Source organism: Thermosynechococcus sp. (genome assembly GCF_046299655.1).
In the GTDB taxonomy this organism is placed as follows: Bacteria; Cyanobacteriota; Cyanobacteriia; order Thermosynechococcales; family Thermosynechococcaceae; genus Thermosynechococcus.
Genome location: NZ_JBKBHZ010000001.1, coordinates 42,185 through 60,403 on the forward strand (window position 1 = coordinate 42,185; position 18,219 = coordinate 60,403).

The 18,219-nt window shown below is 52.7% G+C and carries 20 protein-coding genes; 9 read left to right on the forward strand and 11 right to left on the reverse strand.

What is annotated here, in order from left to right; all coding sequences use genetic code 11:
* Positions 1-12 precede the first annotated feature (12 nt).
* The 5 genes from dnaK to ACK4HN_RS00240 all read right to left on the reverse strand — a co-directional run bounded on the left by dnaK (position 13) and on the right by ACK4HN_RS00240 (position 4,980).
* Positions 13-1,968 (reverse strand): molecular chaperone DnaK, encoded by a 1,956-nt coding sequence (gene dnaK, locus ACK4HN_RS00220; RefSeq protein ID WP_409877064.1) that lies wholly within the window; start codon positions 1,966-1,968, stop codon positions 13-15.
* Between the two features lie 178 nt (positions 1,969-2,146).
* The gene (locus ACK4HN_RS00225) at positions 2,147-2,686 is read right to left on the reverse strand and encodes a DUF2854 domain-containing protein (protein WP_409877065.1); all 540 of its coding nucleotides are present in this window, start codon (positions 2,684-2,686) and stop codon (positions 2,147-2,149) included.
* A gap of 13 nt (positions 2,687-2,699) precedes the next feature.
* A complete protein-coding gene (locus tag ACK4HN_RS00230; RefSeq protein WP_409870396.1) occupies positions 2,700-3,191 on the reverse strand; it encodes a YajQ family cyclic di-GMP-binding protein in 492 nt (163 codons plus the stop codon).
* A gap of 2 nt (positions 3,192-3,193) precedes the next feature.
* Positions 3,194-4,480, reverse strand: a complete 1,287-nt coding sequence (locus tag ACK4HN_RS00235; protein WP_409877067.1) for an ABC transporter substrate-binding protein — start codon at positions 4,478-4,480, stop codon at positions 3,194-3,196.
* Positions 4,481-4,623: 143 nt separating this feature from the next.
* Positions 4,624-4,980 (reverse strand): hypothetical protein, encoded by a 357-nt coding sequence (locus ACK4HN_RS00240; protein WP_409870400.1) that lies wholly within the window; start codon positions 4,978-4,980, stop codon positions 4,624-4,626.
* 291 nt (positions 4,981-5,271) lie between these two features.
* Here ACK4HN_RS00240 and petB point away from each other — a divergent pair, with 291 nt between their 5' ends.
* Together petB and petD are read left to right on the forward strand one after the other, a co-directional pair.
* On the forward strand, positions 5,272-5,919 hold the full coding sequence (gene petB / locus ACK4HN_RS00245; protein ID WP_409852579.1) for a cytochrome b6: 648 nt from the start codon (positions 5,272-5,274) through the stop codon (positions 5,917-5,919).
* 105 nt (positions 5,920-6,024) lie between these two features.
* On the forward strand, positions 6,025-6,510 hold the full coding sequence (petD, locus tag ACK4HN_RS00250) for a cytochrome b6-f complex subunit IV (protein ID WP_409852577.1): 486 nt from the start codon (positions 6,025-6,027) through the stop codon (positions 6,508-6,510).
* 54 nt (positions 6,511-6,564) lie between these two features.
* Here petD and ACK4HN_RS00255 read toward each other — a convergent pair whose 3' ends face one another.
* Positions 6,565-7,095, reverse strand: a complete 531-nt coding sequence (locus tag ACK4HN_RS00255; RefSeq protein WP_298612717.1) for an NYN domain-containing protein — start codon at positions 7,093-7,095, stop codon at positions 6,565-6,567.
* A 381-nt stretch (positions 7,096-7,476) separates the two neighbouring features.
* On the reverse strand, positions 7,477-7,944 hold the full coding sequence (locus ACK4HN_RS00260; protein WP_409869329.1) for a hypothetical protein: 468 nt from the start codon (positions 7,942-7,944) through the stop codon (positions 7,477-7,479).
* Positions 7,945-8,122: 178 nt separating this feature from the next.
* Here ACK4HN_RS00260 and ACK4HN_RS00265 point away from each other — a divergent pair, with 178 nt between their 5' ends.
* The 6 genes from ACK4HN_RS00265 to ACK4HN_RS00290 all read left to right on the forward strand — a co-directional run bounded on the left by ACK4HN_RS00265 (position 8,123) and on the right by ACK4HN_RS00290 (position 12,655).
* On the forward strand, positions 8,123-9,550 hold the full coding sequence (locus tag ACK4HN_RS00265; RefSeq protein WP_409869328.1) for a RecQ family ATP-dependent DNA helicase: 1,428 nt from the start codon (positions 8,123-8,125) through the stop codon (positions 9,548-9,550).
* A gap of 142 nt (positions 9,551-9,692) precedes the next feature.
* Positions 9,693-10,391: an FxLYD domain-containing protein gene (locus ACK4HN_RS00270; RefSeq protein WP_409877068.1), complete on the forward strand. Its 699-nt coding sequence runs from the start codon at positions 9,693-9,695 to the stop codon at positions 10,389-10,391.
* A gap of 33 nt (positions 10,392-10,424) precedes the next feature.
* Positions 10,425-11,210 carry an HAD family hydrolase gene (locus ACK4HN_RS00275; RefSeq protein WP_409852779.1) on the forward strand — a complete coding sequence of 262 codons (786 nt, stop codon included), beginning with the start codon at positions 10,425-10,427 and terminating at the stop codon, positions 11,208-11,210.
* Between the two features lie 62 nt (positions 11,211-11,272).
* Entirely contained in the window at positions 11,273-11,554 is a 282-nt protein-coding gene (locus tag ACK4HN_RS00280) for a hypothetical protein (protein ID WP_409869325.1), read from the forward strand.
* Between the two features lie 150 nt (positions 11,555-11,704).
* Positions 11,705-12,271, forward strand: coding sequence for a DUF2808 domain-containing protein (locus ACK4HN_RS00285; RefSeq protein ID WP_409852785.1), 567 nt, complete (start codon positions 11,705-11,707; stop codon positions 12,269-12,271).
* 135 nt (positions 12,272-12,406) lie between these two features.
* Positions 12,407-12,655 (forward strand): hypothetical protein, encoded by a 249-nt coding sequence (locus ACK4HN_RS00290; RefSeq protein WP_409869324.1) that lies wholly within the window; start codon positions 12,407-12,409, stop codon positions 12,653-12,655.
* 19 nt (positions 12,656-12,674) lie between these two features.
* Here ACK4HN_RS00290 and ACK4HN_RS00295 read toward each other — a convergent pair whose 3' ends face one another.
* Positions 12,675-14,048 (reverse strand): 1-acyl-sn-glycerol-3-phosphate acyltransferase, encoded by a 1,374-nt coding sequence (locus ACK4HN_RS00295; protein WP_409869323.1) that lies wholly within the window; start codon positions 14,046-14,048, stop codon positions 12,675-12,677.
* A 26-nt stretch (positions 14,049-14,074) separates the two neighbouring features.
* Entirely contained in the window at positions 14,075-14,974 is a 900-nt protein-coding gene (hslO, locus tag ACK4HN_RS00300; RefSeq protein ID WP_409869322.1) for an Hsp33 family molecular chaperone HslO, read from the reverse strand.
* A 139-nt stretch (positions 14,975-15,113) separates the two neighbouring features.
* On the opposite strand from hslO, the gene mazG reads away from it, so the two are divergent.
* The gene (mazG, locus tag ACK4HN_RS00305; RefSeq protein WP_409869321.1) at positions 15,114-16,235 is read left to right on the forward strand and encodes a nucleoside triphosphate pyrophosphohydrolase; all 1,122 of its coding nucleotides are present in this window, start codon (positions 15,114-15,116) and stop codon (positions 16,233-16,235) included.
* Here mazG and ACK4HN_RS00310 read toward each other — a convergent pair.
* On the reverse strand, positions 16,232-17,980 hold the full coding sequence (locus ACK4HN_RS00310) for an ABC transporter substrate-binding protein (protein ID WP_409869320.1): 1,749 nt from the start codon (positions 17,978-17,980) through the stop codon (positions 16,232-16,234). The two genes, mazG and ACK4HN_RS00310, sit on opposite strands and share 4 nt — an antisense overlap.
* On the reverse strand, positions 17,980-18,201 hold the full coding sequence (gene thiS / locus ACK4HN_RS00315) for a sulfur carrier protein ThiS (protein WP_409869319.1): 222 nt from the start codon (positions 18,199-18,201) through the stop codon (positions 17,980-17,982). The genes ACK4HN_RS00310 and thiS overlap by 1 nt, the downstream gene beginning before the upstream one ends.
* Between the last annotated feature and the right edge of the window lie 18 nt (positions 18,202-18,219).

Consider the following 18,219-nt stretch of genomic DNA (forward strand, 5'->3'; position numbering starts at 1 on the left):
CCGTTACCTGAATTAATCAACCGCTTCATAATCTGAAACAACTGTTTCTTCATTATCGCTGATGATTGTGGCATCACTATCCAAAACTTGAGTGGCTTGGGAACTCATGGTAGCCCCCCCCATTGTCGGGGTTGAGGTCATCATTGAACCGCCTGCGGTCTGTTGATACACTACAGTTCCCAAGGTCACTAAGGCCTGCTGCAGGGCTTCCATCCGCTGGCGAATTTCATCGGGGGTAATGTTGTCATCCACCATCGCTGCCTGCATCCTCTGCACCACTGGCTCAATCTGCGCTCGCAGTTCTGGAGTCAAACTAATGCCATGATTTTTGATTGTTGATTCATAGCTGTAGAGCAGGGCATCCGCTTGGTTGCGCAATTCGGCAATCTCTTTCTTGATTTGGTCTGCTTGGGCGTAGATCATGGCTTCTTGGCGCATGCGCTCAATTTCCATACTGCTGAGGCCGCCACGATTGGTAATGCGCACACTTTGTTGGCGACCAGTGGCGCGATCAACGGCAGACACACTTAAAATGCCATTGGCATCAATATCAAACGTAACATCAATTTGCGGTACTCCGCGGGGGGCAGGGGCAATGCCTGTGAGTTCAAAGCAGGCCAGTTGTTGATTGTCCTTGGCCATGGGACGCTCCCCTTGATAGACAGCAATTTCAACCACGGTTTGGCCATCGGTGGCAGTGGAAAAGGTTTGGGTTTTGCTGGTGGGGAGGGTGGTGTTGCGTTCAATAATTTTCGTAAAGACACCCCCAAGGGTTTCCAGACCCAAGGAAAGGGGCGTAACGTCTAAAAGCAGCAGATCCTTAACCGTTGTTTCCTTGCTGAGAATACCGCCTTGAATGGCCGCACCAATGGCGACTGCTTCATCGGGATTGACCGAGCGATCGGGCGTTTTGCCACAAAATTCCTTCACCAACTGTTGAATAGCAGGAATACGGGTGGAACCGCCCACCAGTAACACGCGGTCAATGTCCTGAACCGTGAGACCGGCATCGGCGATCGCCTGCTGCATGGGTTCGAGGGTTGCCTGAACCAAGTGGGCGCAGAGTTCCTCAAACTTACTGCGGGTGAGTTCCATTTCAAGGTGCTTGGGTCCCGTTTCATCCGCCGTAATAAAGGGCAGGTTAATCGAGGTGCTCAGGGTGCCCGATAACTCCACCTTGGCTTTTTCGGCAGCTTCGCGGAGGCGTTGCAGTGCCATTTTGTCCTTGGAGAGATCAATCCCCTCCTGTTCCTTAAAACAGGCCAAGAGCCAATCAAGAATACATTCGTCAAAATTATCGCCCCCTAGGTGATTATTCCCCGCTGTGGAGCGCACCTCAAAGACGCCATCGCCGAGTTGGAGAATCGAAACATCAAAGGTGCCACCCCCCAAGTCAAAAACCAAGATGGTTTGATCTTGATCCTGCTTGTCAATGCCGTAGGCCAAGGAGGCGGCGGTTGGCTCGTTGATAATCCGCAGCACCTCAAGGCCGGCGATCGTCCCCGCATCTTTGGTGGCTTGGCGCTGGGCATCACTAAAGTAGGCAGGGACAGTAATTACAGCTTGGGTGACAGGTTCCCCGAGATAGGCTTCCGCATCCTGTTTGAGCTTCTGGAGGATCATGGCGGAAATTTCTTGGGGGGTATAGGTGCGATCGCGAATCTGCACATCCACCATGCCATCGCGACCCGGCACACAGGTATAGGGCACACGGGCACGCTCTTCAGCAGTTTCCTCCCAGCGGCGGCCAATAAACCGCTTGATACTAAAAATCGTGTTTTCAGCATTGGTGAGGGCTTGCCGCTTTGCCAGTTGACCCACCAACCGTTCGCCCGATTTGCCAAAGGCGACAATACTGGGGGTAGTGCGTCCGCCCTCGGCACTGGGGATCACAACAGGATTGCCTCCCTCTAAGACTGCCACACAACTATTGGTGGTTCCAAGGTCGATGCCAATAACTTTACCCATAGCCCTAATTGCCGTTTCCAAAAATGCCTTGCTGGGAGCAGACTGCTCACAAAGAGTCTGTCTCTTGGGTTAGAATGCCGCAGTAACGATGTTATCGTAACACCTCAATTCCGAGGAAAAACGCTTTACCAATCATCTTAGTTAACTGGAACAGGGTTGACCACTGCTTTATTCGTGCTTATTCGCGAATGAGTGCCACGGCCACGCGTTCATTTCCCTGCTCCGTCACAGCCACACGAATATTCGGACCAAAGAACGTTTGCATCTTTGCTTGTTTGGCTTGCCACACCTCAAGGGGAACTGCTGGGGAGTCAAATTCTAAAATTAGTGTATAGGCACCGTCTGTTAAGGTCTCGGCGATCGCCACCAAGACAGGACGCTCGGCCTTCGAGGGACTCAAGCCTAAAGTGGCCAATGTGCTATCTAGGTGTGCTTCTTGGCCATACCGATAGCGGGTGACATCCTTACGGATTTGCGTTTGGGTGGGGGTGGCTTGGGTACGGCCAGCGATCGCCGCTGGGGTTGGGGTCTCACGATAGGGCACCGGTTTGAGTTCCGCCGCTTTGAGTGCCAATCCGCCCAAGAGTAGGGGCACACCGTAGAAAAAGCCAGCTAGATTCAAGGTGGCATTTCCCGTGGCATAGGCCACCACTCCCACCACAGTCAACAGTGAACCGACCATTAGCCCCAACGTTCCCAGTGATACAGACCCCAACATGACCCTTCAACCACTAGCGGTAATTTGTAAATTGTAATGGCACTGGGTAATCCTCCGTTTTCAGGCGTTGGATCACGGCTTGCAGATCATCCTTGGACTTAGCACTGACCCGTACCACATCCCCTTGGATCGAGGCTTGCACCTTCTTAAATTCGTTGCGGATCAGCTTACTAATTTCCTTGGCTAATTCTGAGTTGATACCGCGCCGCAATTTAATCAACTGCTTGACTCGCTGGCCGCCTGCTGCCTCCACAGGTCCATAGTCAAAAATTTTCAGAGACAACTGCCGCTTCGCCGCCTTCTGTTGCAAAATGGTTTGCACTGAATTGAGCGTAAATTCACTATCGGTATGAATCGTCAGTCCCTCTTTGGTTAACTCAAGGGTGGTCTGGGTGTTTTTGAGGTCATAACGGGCTTTGATCTCCCGCTCCGTTTGATCCACCGCATTCACCAGCTCTTGCCAGTCAAAGTCGCTCACAATATCAAAGGAAAATGTGCTTGCCATGCCTAAGATTTTTGGGGGTTCACTTGACCAATGATCTTTAATTTACCGTCATCGGTGACCTGCCAAATGTCATAAACGCCAACAACATCCCCATTTTCATCAATATCCACATTGCCACTGGCACCTTGGTAGTTGATTTCTTTGCCTTCTCGCAGGAGTGCCAGGGCAGTACACACATCATCCACTTCTTCGCCCGGTGCATTGGCCACATCGCGCAATTTGCTGTGAATCCCTTCCCCCGTATTTTGTCCTGCGGCCTGGGCAGCCAACACAAGGAGAGCAGCGGCATCCCAAGCTTGAGCGCCAAAGGCAGGAAGATCACCGCCTTTTTTGGTGCGCCACAGGTCTTGTAAGCGACTCAGAGCCTTGCCATCGGCACCGGGAACCGTTCCTTTTGCCCCCGCAATAATATATTTGCCATCGGGGGTGCGTCCCACTTGCTCTGGGAAACTTTCCGACTTCACACCATCGGTGAGGAGAATGGCCACGTTTTGGGTAAGACCTTGTTCAAAAGCGGATTTTAGGAGGAGGCTCCCCGTTTCGGGATACAAAATCGCCACCACGGCATCGGGCTTGCCCCCAAAGGCAGCAGCCGCTTCTGTCGTGAAAGTGGTTGCCCGCTCATCATAGCGGGTCGGGCGGTCTTCATTGATCACTGTGCCCCCTAGGGCTTTGAAGGCGCGGGTAAATTCCTGCTCAAAGCTGCGGCCATAGTCATTGTTAATCACCACGGTCGCCACCCGTTGATACCCCTCTTGTTTGGCCAGTTGGGCAAGGGCTTGGGCTTGGTAATTGTCAGGGGGAGCCGTGCGTGCCCAATAGCCCTTAAAGTCGCCTTTCTTAGCGCGTTCAGTGAGGAGTGTGCTTGTACTGCCGGGGGAGATTAGCATCACTTGACCCCGCGTGGCAATATCGGCGGCGGCATTGGAGACGCTACTACCAAAGGAGCCAACGACTCCAGCAACTCGGTCAATCTCCACCAACTTTGTCATCGCTTCTGCCCCAGAGGCAGGATTGGATTGATCATCGGCGGCAATGAGCGTGACAGGTTTGCCGTTGACACCACCGCAGGCATTTACCGTTTCCACCAGCAGAGGCACCACCTCCGCAATGGGGGTTCCCACGGAGGCCAAGTCACCGGTTGAGGGCAATAATGAGCCAATGCGCAGTCCTTCACCGGTTGGAGCGGTGGTAGTGGTGTCTGCCTCACAGGCACCAATCGTAAACAGGAGAAGTAAGCCTGCAAAAATCTTGGCGGCTGCCCATCCGCTTGACGGCTGTTGAACCATCGCTGTACACCCTCACAATTTGCCAGAATGCTACTGCAACTAGGACAATCTTGCAATGCCCAAAGAGGATACCTTAGGACAAAAAAAGGGGCATTCCAACATCAACAGCCCCCTTGCATCCAATGCTCTGTGGATAAGTTTTCCTAGGTGGAGGGACGAACTTGCCGCGCCATCTCTAGGAAGGCGGCCATATTGGCGCCGGGACGACGACGAGCAAAACGGGTGTAGGGAACGCTGGGGGTGACGGGCATGGGTGCTGCGGGAGCTGTAGCAGCAGGGGGCGGTGCTGCCGCAACGGGTTGAGCGGTTTGAGGAGCAGCAGCAGGTTCAGAAGGCGAAGCGGGTTCAGCCGCTTCAGCAGTTGCTTTCGGTGTAGCAGGGGCAGCGGTGCTTTCATCTAGTTCAATGTAAAACTCGCCCTTTTTGCCCAAACCAAAGAGTTTCGCGATCGCCCCAAATAGGCCGAAAATCGCACCAAAGAGTTTCTTCAACAGATTCATCTAAAAGCCTCCCGAGGGGTCGTTGTCAGTAAGGTAGCAGAGGAGACAGCCCCAAGTCAGCATCCTGAAGCTGTTGAGACTTTATTATCGGATGGCGGGTGGCACCAATCAACCTAAGAACGGCTGTGCAGCGCTTTTCTACGGGGATGGAATACCCAAGGGAAGGTCAACCGCTGGGGTTGCAGGGTGTTTTACCCCCCCCTAGGACGGTCACTGAAGATAGAAAGTCTGAGGGCGCTTGTGTTACATTTTTCAAAGTAAAGCAGCGGTTTCGCAGGACTAATCACTGTTATGAACAAAGTTTACGACTGGTTTGAGGAACGCCTCGAAATTCAGGCGATCGCTGACGACATTACCAGTAAGTACGTGCCGCCGCACGTAAACATTTTTTACTGTCTTGGTGGCATTACCCTCACCTGTTTCTTGATCCAATTTGCCACCGGCTTTGCCATGACGTTTTACTACAAACCTACGGTGGCTGAAGCCTTTGCCTCTGTGCAGTACATCATGAATGAAGTCAGCTTTGGCTGGTTGATCCGCTCTATTCACAAGTGGTCCGCCAGCATGATGGTGTTGATGATGATTCTGCACGTCTTTCGCGTCTATCTCACCGGTGGCTTCAAGAAACCCCGCGAACTTACTTGGGTGACGGGTGTGGTCTTGGCGGTGATTACCGTCAGCTTTGGTGTCACGGGCTACTCCCTGCCCTGGGATCAAGTGGGCTATTGGGCGGTCAAGATCGTTTCTGGTATCCCTGCGGCGATTCCCGTGGTGGGTGACCAATTGGTGGAACTCATGCGCGGTGGCGAAAGTGTCGGTCAAGCAACCCTCACTCGCTTCTATAGCTTGCACACCTTTGTGCTGCCTTGGTCGATCGCCGTCTTTATGCTGATGCACTTCCTGATGATTCGTAAGCAGGGCATTTCCGGTCCCCTGTAAACTAAGCATCAAGAAATCTAACAGAGCCAGCCATCTGCGGCGGTTCCACTTGTTATGCTCCAAGTAATCTCTTCCTTGCTGACCCTCTAGGAGAACAATTGATTTATGGCAAAAGTTTTGAAAAAGCCCGATTTGACGAATCCGGCACTGCGGGCAAAACTGAAAAAAGGCATGGGCCACAACTACTATGGCGAACCCGCTTGGCCCAATGACCTGCTCTATATCTTCCCTGTGGTGATTATGGGTACGATCGCCCTTGTGGTTGGTCTAGCGGTGATGGATCCTGCCATGGTCGGTGAACCAGCGGATCCCTTTGCTACCCCCTTGGAAATTTTGCCAGAGTGGTACCTCTATCCCACTTTCCAGATTTTCCGAGTGGTGCCCAACAAGTTGCTGGGCGTCCTCATAAATGCTTCCATCCCCCTGGGCTTGATGTTGATTCCTTTCATTGAGAGTGTCAACAAGTTCCAAAATCCCTTCCGTCGTCCTGTGGCCATGACCGTATTTCTCTTTGGCACACTGGTGACGCTGTGGCTGGGGATTGGTGCTGCTTTTCCCTTGGATAAGTCACTGACCCTCGGCCTGTTCTAGGTCTGAGAAAATACCTCATTTGCTTGCGCATCTGGCAATCGCTGGGTGCGCTTTTTAGTTGGCATTTTGCAGGTCAATTTTTTCAATAAAGGGGCGAATTTCATTGAGATCAATGTAGCGATCGGTGGCATTGCGCAGTTCACGGGCAATCATTCCTTCAGTGGAAACCACCGTAATGTGGGTATTCTTGGAGCGCAAGAGTTCGATCGCCCGCTCAAAATCACCATCGCCACTGAAAAGAACCACGCGATCGTACTGACCAACCGTATTGAACATATCAATCACAATTTCAATATCTAAATTGGCCTTTTGGTAATACTTGCCAAGGGTTTCATCGTAGTACTCTTTCAACAGCTTTGTGCGCACGGTATAGCCAAGGTTAATCAGGGCATCACGAAAGGAACGCTGATCTTGGGTGTCTTTGATGCCGGTGTACCAAAAGGCATTCACTAATACAATGTTGGGATCACGGGTGAAGAACTCGAGCACACGACGGGGATCGAAAAACCAGCCATTTTTCTGCTGGGCATAGAACATATTATTCCCATCGATAAAAATTGAGAGCCGTTCTTGATGGGGAAGCATAGTTAGGGAGAACCTATAGATGAGTTTGTAGTGAGACAACAATGGATAGTAGTTTGAATCGCGTGTGATTTCTATACATTCTATAGAGGACAGTTTATAACCATTCAAGATATTAAAGAAGTAGCCATTCCAAAGGCCACAAAATAGAAAGAAATCAAAGATAAGCACTGCGATCGCTAATAATTAGCAAAATAAAAGTTACCGCATGGTTCAATGGGAACACTTTTAAGAACAGGAAAAGATTTATTAATGCTTGTTCAATCACTGCAATCTATTTTAATAGAACTGTCCAACAGATGCTAGACTCTGCTCCTCGGCGATCGCCCCTTGAAAACCAAAAAGGGGGCAGTGCCCCCATCACTAACCTTATCCCACAACTTGTTAATACAAGGCACGTACTGGAGGAGCGGGCATGACCGCAGGGGGGGGTGGGGGGGCAAAGAGGGGCTGCTGCGGGGGCGGCAGGGGTGACTCCACCATTAAATTGCAGGGGAAGAGCGTACCGTACATCGAGGTACAGAAGGGGCTATCGAGATCGCGGGTGCGGACAGGGGGTTGATTGCTTTGCTGATACCACGCATCCGTAGAAACATAGTTGATCCACCGCGCCCGGTGAATGATGTCATTATCACGATAGGTGGGGGCACCGAACGTAAAAGCCGCATCGCCAGCGATCGACTCATCCTGCCAGTACCCTTGACTACCATCAATGCGTTCAAAGCCCTGGGGCAAGGTGGGCTGATTCACCGGAAATTGTTGCGGGTTAACGGGTTGGCGGCGGCTTTGGGCAGTTGCCGGAGCGACCACCGCTGCCAACATTGCTATGCATACCAGAGGCACAAGTTTCATGCCCATAGGTTCATCTCCATAAGCGTTTTACACTTCGGCAACAGTGATAGGCCTAAGGGGTCTTAGGTATCCTAGAATTTCTTACTTAGAATTATTCTAGATTGCTCCCTCTAATCCTCCTTAGAAGACTGTGCCGCTTTTTGCAACATTCAAATCCTGACAGGCTTCAGTCGGTGCAATGCCAGACGCCGCTCTAGAGTCAATACAGGCTGCCCTCCAACATTACTGGGGTTATTCTGAGTTGCGATCGCCCCAAGCGGAGGTGATAACAGCACTTTTGCAACGACGGGATGCTTTAATTGTCCTTCCTACTGGCGCGGGCAAAAGTCTCTGTTTTCAGTTGCCAGCAGTGCTTCAGGGCGGATTGACACTGGTGATCTCGCCGCTGCTTGCCCTCATGGAAAATCAGATCACTGAATTGCAGCAACGGGGTCTTGCCGCCGCAGCCTATCATAGTGAACTGCCCAGCAGCCAACGCCGCCAGATTCTCTCGCACTTAACCCACTACCGCCTGCTGTATCTTGCGCCGGAGTCCTTATTTTCCACCCCCCTTTGGCAGCGCCTCTGTTCACCACAGGTACACCTCAATGCCTTGATTGTGGATGAAGCCCATTGCCTCGTGCAGTGGGGCGATCGCTTTCGACCGGTTTATCGTCGCTTGGGAACGGTACGACCTACCCTGCGGCAATTGAAACCCCACCACCCACCCTTGGCGATCGCCGCCTTTACCGCCACTGCCAATCCCAATGCCCAGCGCACCCTCATTGAGGTTTTAGGCCTAGAGCAGCCTGTGCAGATCATTCACAGCCCCTATCGTGCCAATCTCTATTTAGCCGTACGCTCGGTGTGGAGTCGGGGCTATCGCCGCCATTGTCTCCAGCAATTTCTCAAGCAGCAGGGGAGAACCTCAGGCTTGATCTATGCCCGCACCCGCCGCGACTGTGAAACCTTGGCCACTTGGCTTCAGCAGCAGGGGCACCGCACCACCGCTTACCATGGTGGACTACCGGCAGCACAGCGACGCCAAATTGAGTGCGATTGGTTGCAGGACAAGCTATCCTTTGTGGTTTGTACCAATGCTTTTGGTATGGGGGTCAATAAACCTAATGTGCGTTGGATCTGCCACTATCAGCCGCCCTTGGAACTCAGTGAATACCTCCAAGAGGTGGGACGCGCTGGACGCGATGGTCAGCCGGCACAAGCGCTGGCCCTGGTCAGCGATCGCTGGGGTTTAGATCGCGAAGATCAACAGCGTTGGCAGTTTTTTCAGCGCCACAGTCAAGAGACTTACAATCGCGCCATGGCACTTCAGGCGTCTCTGCCCCTCAATGGCAATCTTCAGGAACTGCGGCAACAGTGGCCTGAGGTGGAATTAACGTTGGCACTCCTGCATCAACAGGGTGCCCTGCGCTGGCAAGACCCCTTCCACTATTGCCGTCAACCCTTGGTACAAGTACCACCGCCACCCAAAGACACTCAAGAACAGTTGATGCAAGAGTTTCTCTATCACCGCGGCTGCCGCTGGCAGTTTCTCCTTGAGGCTTTTGGGTTTGCTCCTAAAGCAGCCACCTGGCGTTGTGGCCATTGCGATCGCTGTCAAATCTGACTAGAACCGTAAGGTACCGTGAATCCACAGATTTGTATCACTGGGACTTTGTGTACACTGGCACATAGAACGGCAGGTTTATCATTGGTAGGCAAAGGTTTCCCAGTAGTCATTCTGTTGCCACAAGGTAGGGGTTACGGGCATGGGGCTACTACAAGTTGAGCAAATTCGCGAAACACTTCAGGATGTGCTTTCAGAACACGCCGTTGTTGTGCAAGTAAACCAGTTTCGCAACCAATTAAACATTGTTTTGAACAAACCCCCCGGCACCGTTGCCCATTATTCTGCCTTGGTGGATCTCCTCAAGTCTCGCTTGGGACAGTTTCACCTTGATGATATTGCCCGCATCAAAATTATTGGCCGCATTCAAGGTTCCCCTAAACCCGATTGGGAAGAGGTCATTGATCTGCGCCCCCCCAATCCAGCCCTAGCTGCTCCTGTGTATGCTTCCTCGGCTCCTTGGGTGGTGGCGATCGCCGCTGGGGTTGTGAGTTTACTAGTAATCTTTAGCTATCATCTCGGTCAGTGGCAGCAACAGCAACGGATGCAGCAATTGATTGGCGGTAGCCTTGCACAACAGGGCGTCACCATGGCGGACTTCAAGTGGCATCTCGAGGGCGGCGTACCGTTTATTGTGGGTGTTCTGAAAAACTACAGTAAAGACTACTTTCGCATGATTCAGGCCGACTTTGAACTCTTTGACAAGGCCGGGCAGCGGGTCGGCGCTGTTTCGGTACAGGTCTATGGCCTTGGTCCTGAGGAAACTTGGCATTTTCGTGAACCAGTCACCAATGATCAAGCAGTGCGAGCACGACTGGTAAAATTACAGTCATTCCATTAATTTTTCCCCTGCGGGGATTCGGTACAAATCTCTATGGCTCACCTCAAAGCCCTGATTTTTGATGTGGATGGCACCTTGGCGGATACGGAGCGGGATGGCCATCGTGTCGCCTTCAATAAAGCCTTTGCTGCGGCAGGTCTGGATTGGGAGTGGGATATTCCCCTCTATGGTCAGCTGCTGGCGGTGGCTGGAGGCAAAGAGCGGATGAAGTATTACCTTGATCGCTTTCGCCCCGATTGGCCACGTCCCCAAAATTTGGATGCTTTGATTGCCGATCTGCATCAGGCCAAGACCCGCTACTATACGGCGCTATTGGCGGAAGGAGCGATTCCCCTGCGACCGGGGGTGAAACGGCTGCTCACTGAAGCCCGTGAAGCAGGATTACGTTTGGCGATCGCCACCACGACCACCCCGGCTAATGTCACCGCACTTCTAGAAAATGCCCTTGCAGCCGATGGTGTGAGTTGGTTTGAGATCATTGCTGCCGGGGATGTGGTGCCAGCCAAGAAACCTGCGCCTGACATTTACTTCTACACCCTTGAAAGAATGCGCCTCTCACCCCAAGAGTGCCTTGCCTTCGAGGATTCTGCCAATGGGATTCAGGCAGCCACTGCGAGTGGTCTAGCAACCATTATCACGATCACCGACTACACTAAGGATCATGATTTTCGGGATGCAGCGCTTGTCTTGGATTGCCTAGGGGAACCAGATTACCCCTTCCAAGTGATTCGCGGTGAGGTGGGCTGGACAACCTATGTGGATGTGCCCCTATTGCGATCGCTGCACCAGCAGTGGACAAGTACGTTGAGCCACCGCTAATTTTCTAGCCACAACGTTTTACAGTGAATATACAAACCTAGCCTAAGTGATTAAAGAACGCAATGTACACGATTGATTTAATTCTGCGTCATGTCTCCATGCCCGTCAGCATTGAACGCAAAGAAAGTGCAGCAGCGACAGCCCTCTATCAGCAAATTCAGCAGGCCATGGCCAGTGGTACTCCGACTGTCCTCGAACTGACGTGCGATCGCCAAGTGGGCAAAAAGCTGACTGTGCTCACCTCAGAAATTGTGGCGGTGCAAATGGCCGACAAGGATGCTCCCTCCAGTGTCACTAGTCGTGGCGGCTTCTTTGCTCAATTGGTGCAGCAAAGCAGCAACTAAGGGAAAATCTCTCAATAAATTTTAATTTTTCTTCGCAATTGTGAGTCTTTGCCGTTAGGATACTAAGCAGACTGATCTGTAGGGGAACGTTAAGCGAATCCTCCCCGTCTAAAAGTCAGGTATCTGTGGTGTGTCGTAATAGAGTTATCTATGGTAAAGCGTTTCCTACCGGTTCTGATTCTGTTGGGGTGTAGTCTTGGTCTGGTGTCTCCTGCCCTTGTGCGTGCCCAAGCTAACCAGGGCTTTACCTTTACGTGGGGAGAAAGCTCCAGTGGACGACGGCAGCTTTCATATCACTTAGACTACGGCACGCCTGGCTTTATGGGCGATCGCTACTGGCTACGCCTTGGTCAGCAAAAAGTAGCCATTAACCGCATTAACATCACCTACCCTGACTACTACAACGGCGTTATTGATCCCAAGGGAATTGAGGTCAGAGTGGGGGGCAGTCGGGGGAATAGCTTTTTCCAATTTCGGCGCGAGCTAGGCAGAAAAATTAACCTAGCCGAGGTAACGGTGGATCGGGATAATCGCGTCATTGACATCGTGCCAGCAGAAGTGATTCCCGCGGGGGAACCTGTTCAAATCATTCTCAACAATGTACGCAACCCCAACCATGGCGGCATGTTCTACTTCAATGCACGCATTGGCTCCCCTGGGGATATTCCCTTGATGCGCTATGTGGGCACTTGGATTCTCAGTATTGCTAATAATTAACTGAAGCTTAATTTGCTAATTTGCAAACTGGTTTGACATCCCTAGGCAGATTGGGGCGATCGCCCTAGGCTAGTTTTTATGTGTGACAGCCGGTTCACTCTTCACGCCTAATGCTAGATTCTGCTAAAGCCGGGCTTGGCTCGTTTAGCCCTTCAGGCTGCGCAGCGTTGTGAAGAAGCGATCCATATTGTGCCGATTCTACTCGATTATGCTCAGCCCTACCCACCGTGGGGCAGCGAGGTCAAGGTGCTCATTGCTGCCCCCTTGAGTACACGGAATTACGATGTCAACCGCCCCAAAAGTGTTGCCCAGCAACTAACCAATGATTTATTTAGGGCACTTCAGCAGCTTCAGGAGGGGCGATCGCTCCTGTGTTTGGCTTAGACCTCAAACTTGAATCCCTCTAAGAATCTGTGGGCACAATCAGGGCTTCAAATTGTTGACGAATCTGGTCGGTGACTTCCTTGACGGCTTGGCGTGCCCCTTGGCGATCGCACCGATACAGCGGCCAATAACTCTCTAGATTCAAGGGTTCTCCGACACTGACCCGCACCTGCCGCAACCCCACCAAGCGATTTACATTCGGGCTTTTCCCCTCTAGCCAATCGAAGGTGCGCCAGAGGATGAGCAGAATATCGGCAAAACGATTAATTGTGAGTTTCTCACGCACATAGGAACCCGTAATTGAGGTAAAGCGCTCCGCAAGACGCATATGGCGTAATCGCACATTGGCTTCCTCCGCCAACCAATCGGCTAAACAGCGCTCTACGGCAGACAGTTGTGCCAAATCTCCGCGAAACATCCGTTCCCAAGCGGCTTGCTCAATCCGCCGACAGCGACTCACAAAATCCTCAGTGGGCTTAAGACCAAAATAGGACTCCGCCACCACTAAGGCACTGTTGAGGAGTCGCTGAATCCGTGCTGCCAATTCCGCATTGGGGGAGTCAAAGGGGGGCAGTTCGGGAAAATCTTGGCGGTAGGAGGTGGCATAAAAGGTCTCGAGGCGATCCAAAAGGTGCATCCCTAAATTTAGAAGACGGTGGTAGAGAACCTGCGGTTCGCTACTGTGGGAATTGGTGGGGCATCCAAGGCGGTTCTCCAGTTGGGTCATCAGCATTGCCATGCGTTCCCAAGAGGGCTGACTGAGGCTGTACTGAATGCCAATCGCCAGAATGATCACGGGGAGCGATCGCCCTGCTTTGGCCAAATCTTCTAAACACCAAAACCCCAGTTGCGCCACGCCCGGTTCTAAAGGTGCCACTAGTTCATTGTGTTCATTCGTTGCCCCCTCCGGAGCTGCCGCTAGGGGAAATTGTCCCTTGAGGAGTAACTCCCGTGCCGATCGCAGGGCTTGGCTGTCGAGCTTACCGCGCATGATGGAAATGCCCCCCAACCGTGAAAAGAGCCAGCCGATTTGCTCTCCTGCCCAGAGGGGAATCCCGCGATCGTAAAGAAAATAGCCATTCGTGGGCGGGCGCAGCCGAATCCCCAGCCGTCGTGCTGTCTGCGGCAACAGATGCCACATCAAATAGCCCATTACCAAAGGATCATCCGTACAGGGATGGCGAAAGGCGATAAGGAGCCGCACCTGACCCTGTTGAAACTGCTGGTAATAACGGGCAAGGGTCTCAACATTCACCCCTTCCACCCGATTGAGACCAAGGCCATAGCGGATATAGAAGGGCAAGAGTCGCGCCACAGTCCACCACACTGGGTAGCTAAACCGCTGGGGGAGAAAATGCAACGGGGGTTGGGCAGTCGCAACCACACTGGACATGACGTAAACTCCTCAGAAACAAGAGCTTAGACTGAGGCAGTGGCCAACTCCGCAATCAACTGCTCCAACATTGGCTGATCCGCCCAATAGACAGCATTACAGAACTGACAGGTGGCTTCTGCCTTCGCCTCTGTGGCTAGGATATCCCTTAATTCTGCCTCGCCGAGGAGTTTGAGTGCCGCTAGCATCCGTTCATGGGAACAGCCACAGTGGAAGCGCACCATTTGCCGCTGGGGCAAAATTTGCAGATCCATATCCCCTAGGAGTTCCTGAAAAATATCCGGCAGTGTCCGCCCTGCTTGGAGTAGGGGCGTAAAGCCCTTGAGATTGGCCACCCGTTGTTCAAGCGTGGCGATGAGCTGTTCATCATTGGCAGCTTTGGGTAGCACCTGTAGCATCAACCCACCAGCGGCAGTCACCCCAGCTTCTTCAACAAAAACACCCAACATCAGGGCTGAGGGGGTTTGCTCTGAGGTGGCAAGGTAGTAGGTGACATCTTCAGCAATTTCCCCCGAGACAAGTTCCACCGTGCTGGAATAGGGATAGCCGTAGCCAAGATCATGGATGACGTAGAGATACCCCTGATGCCCCACCGCTGCACCTACATCTAGTTTGCCCTTGGCATTAGGGGGCAGTTCAACGTGGGGATACTGCACATAGCCGCGAACCGTGCCATCGGCACCCGCATCGGCAAAAACCGTTCCTAGGGGGCCATTGCCTTGAATGCGCACATTCACCCGCGCTTGGGGCTGTTTGAAACTAGAGGCCAGAATTAGGCCAGCGGCCATCGTTCGTCCCAACGCAGCCGTGGCAACGTAGGAGAGTTGGTGGCGTTTGCGGGCCTCATCGGTGAGTTGAGTGGTAATCACCCCTACTGCACGGATGCCTTCAGCCGCAGCCGTTGCTCGCAACAGAAAGTCTGCCATGATTAACCCAAAGAAATGTTTCGTTACACTTAGTTTATCTCCTTTCATTTGATCCCAAAGGCAGCTACCTGACGGCCAAAATTGGGGAGACCTCTAGCAAGAACATCAGGAAATTGGCGATGATAAGCAAACAACGGTAATGCAGCGTCCAGTGATTGCTCCTATGGCCATGCCCCTAACTGTTTTGTCGGCAGCAACTGTCTTGGCAGAGGCAACAGAATTGCCTCAAGGTGGCCTGATTACGGAGATTCCGACGCTGGCGATCGCCCACCGCTTGGCACACCACCTTCGCCACCACTGGCCTTTAGAGACACCCTTGACACTCATTGACGCCCAACACCAAAGTACACCCCTCACCCTTGGTGAATTGGCAGAGCTAACGGAGGCCACCTGCCCGCTACAACTCTATGTGCCACCCCCTCTACCAGAGGCACTGATTCAATTTCAACGCCTGATTGACGTGGTACGCGAACTGCGCCATCCTGAACGGGGCTGCCCTTGGGATTTGCAGCAAACACCCACCACCCTCATTCCCTACGTCCTTGAGGAGGCCTATGAAGTCGTCCATGCTCTTCAGGAGGGAGACACTGGAGCGATCGCCGAAGAATTGGGAGACCTGTTGCTGCAAGTGGTGCTCCAGAGCCAACTCGCTCAAGAAGCTGACCAATTTACCCTTGCCCAAGTCATTCAACGAATTACCGATAAACTGATCCGTCGCCATCCCCATGTTTTTGGTGAAGTGGCACTCACCACTGCGCAAGAGGTGCGCGACCAATGGGAGCAAATCAAGGCCTCTGAAAAGGGCAGTGAGGAAGCCGTCCCCCTCAGTCAAAAGCTGCGACGCTATGCCCGTACCCTGCCCCCCCTGATGGCGGGGATGAAAATTGGTGAGCGTGCCAGTCGTGCTGGCCTAGATTGGCCAACCATTAGCGGCGCATGGCAAAAATTTTATGAAGAGCTGGCAGAATTTCAGGAGGCACTTCTGCAAGGGAATGCCGCCCAACAAACTGCTGAACTTGGGGATTTGCTTTTTAGTGTGATTAACCTCGCCCGCTGGTGCCAACTTGACCCCATCAATGCCCTGCAACAAACCTACCAACGCTTTATCCAACGCCTAGAGTGCATTGAGGCGGCCATCGATCGCCCCCTTGAGACCTACACCCTAGAAGAACTGGAAGCCCTCTGGCAACAGGCCAAAGCCCAGTTAGCCTCAGAAAATAACCAGAGTTATCCTAGCCAACCTCCCCCAGAGGAAGCCTAATCCGCTGCGGCCATCTCCACTTTGAGTTCATCGAGGTTCCACAGGGCGCCCCCCAACGCTGTGGGATTTGCCCCAACCACATGATTGCGAAAAGCCGTAAGGGAGAGGGGATTCACAAGGTAGATAAAGGGGAGATACTCCTGAGCCAGTCGCTGCGCTTCGGCGTAGATTTGCTTGCGGCGTTCTAAGTCCAACTCCTGTGCCCCTTGGACATAGAGATCACTAATGCGCTGCTCCCAGTCAGCAACAACTCGACCCGTAATTGGCGGTTGATTGGGGGCGGGTTGCTGATTGAATGTATGCAAAAGGCCATCTACCCGCCAGATATTGGCACCGCTATTGGGTTCATTGCCCCCGCCCGTAAAGCCAAGGATATGGGCTTCCCACTCTAGGGAATTGGACAGGCGATCCACGAGGGTACCAAAGGCCAAAAATTGCAGATCTACCTGCATGCCGATCGCCCCCAAGTCCTGCTGAATTTGCGTGGCAATCGCCTCGCGGATTTTGTTGCCTGCATTCGTAATCAGTGAGAAGCGGACACGATTCCCCTTGGCGTCAAAGAGGCGACCTTGATTGTCGTAGCGAAAACCGGCCTCCTGCAGTAATGCCTTGGCTTTGGCCACATCGTAACGATAGGTGGGGAGTCCCTGCTCCGGGGAGAAGTAAAAGGGGCTTTGGACGGGAATGGTGGAGTGTTGGGGTGCCCCTAGGCCTTGGTAGATATTGTTAATCATCCGCTGGCGATCGATCCCATAGGCCACAGCTTGCCGAAAGCGTACATCGTTAAACCACTCAGACTTGACGGGATCCACAAGGGGTTTACCATTGCGGCGACCGCGATTGAGATTAAAGCAAAGGAACAGGGTGTTGGGACTAGGGCCGCTGTTGTAGATGCGAAACTGGCCGCGCTTTTCTTCCCGCTTGAGAAGGGAGAACATCTCCGGCGTGACGGCAAATAAGTCCAAACCGCCGGAGCGAAATTGCAGCATGGCAGTGTCGGTGGATTCCACAATTTGCCAAATAAAACGTTCCAAATGGGGTAGGGGCGATCGCCAGTAGAAGGGGTTGCGCCGAAAAATCAACCGCTGGCTATTCACATAGCGCTCCATGACAAAAGGGCCATTGCCAACAATTTCGCGGGGGTCGGTGTCAGTGCCCCACATCGAGAGAAACTTCAGGCGCCCTTGGCTATCCCGTTCCCGTACCGCGTCCCGCAGCAGATGCGCAGGCAAAATCGGCAAGCCGGTATTGCGTAAAAACGGGGCAAAGGGTTCAGGGAGCTTAAACGTGACTTGGCGATCGCCTTGGGCAGTCACTTCAGGCAGCAGCCCCTTCTGGCCAATGCGCAGAATATCGCGACTACTCGTGGGAATCTCAGGATTGAAATAGATCTCGTTGTAGGTGAACACCACATCCTCACTGGTGAGGGGCACCCCATCCGACCATTTCAGATTCGGCTTGAGTTGAAAGACAATTTCGAGGGTTTCGGGCTTAATTTCCCAAGACTCCGCAAGGGCAGGCTCCAATTCACCCGTAAGACCATTTTCTTGAATTAAGCCGGTGTAGAGGTAGCCAAAGACATTGGGGGATTCTTGGCTTAGGGCGTAGTTAAAGGTTTTAGGGTCTGAGGTGACAGCGGTCACTAACTGGTTGCCCCGCGGCGTAATCAGACCTGCACAGCTTCCGAGGCTGAGGGTGCACAGACAAACCAGCAGCGCAATCAGAGGCCATCGCCACCCGCGCATCAGCCGCCACCGACAATCGTGACAATTTCAAGGCGATCGCCTGCCTGCACATAGGTGGTTTCCCAAAACTGCCGATGCAAAATTTCACCATTGTATTCAATGGCAACAAGGCGGGGGTGAATGTTGAGCAGGTTACAGAGTTCTGGAATTGAGAGCGAGTGCCTCAAGGTGTGAGGAGTGCCGTTGATATGGACAACAATTTCTGACTCCACAGAACTCATGGCCGCAGGCTCATCGTG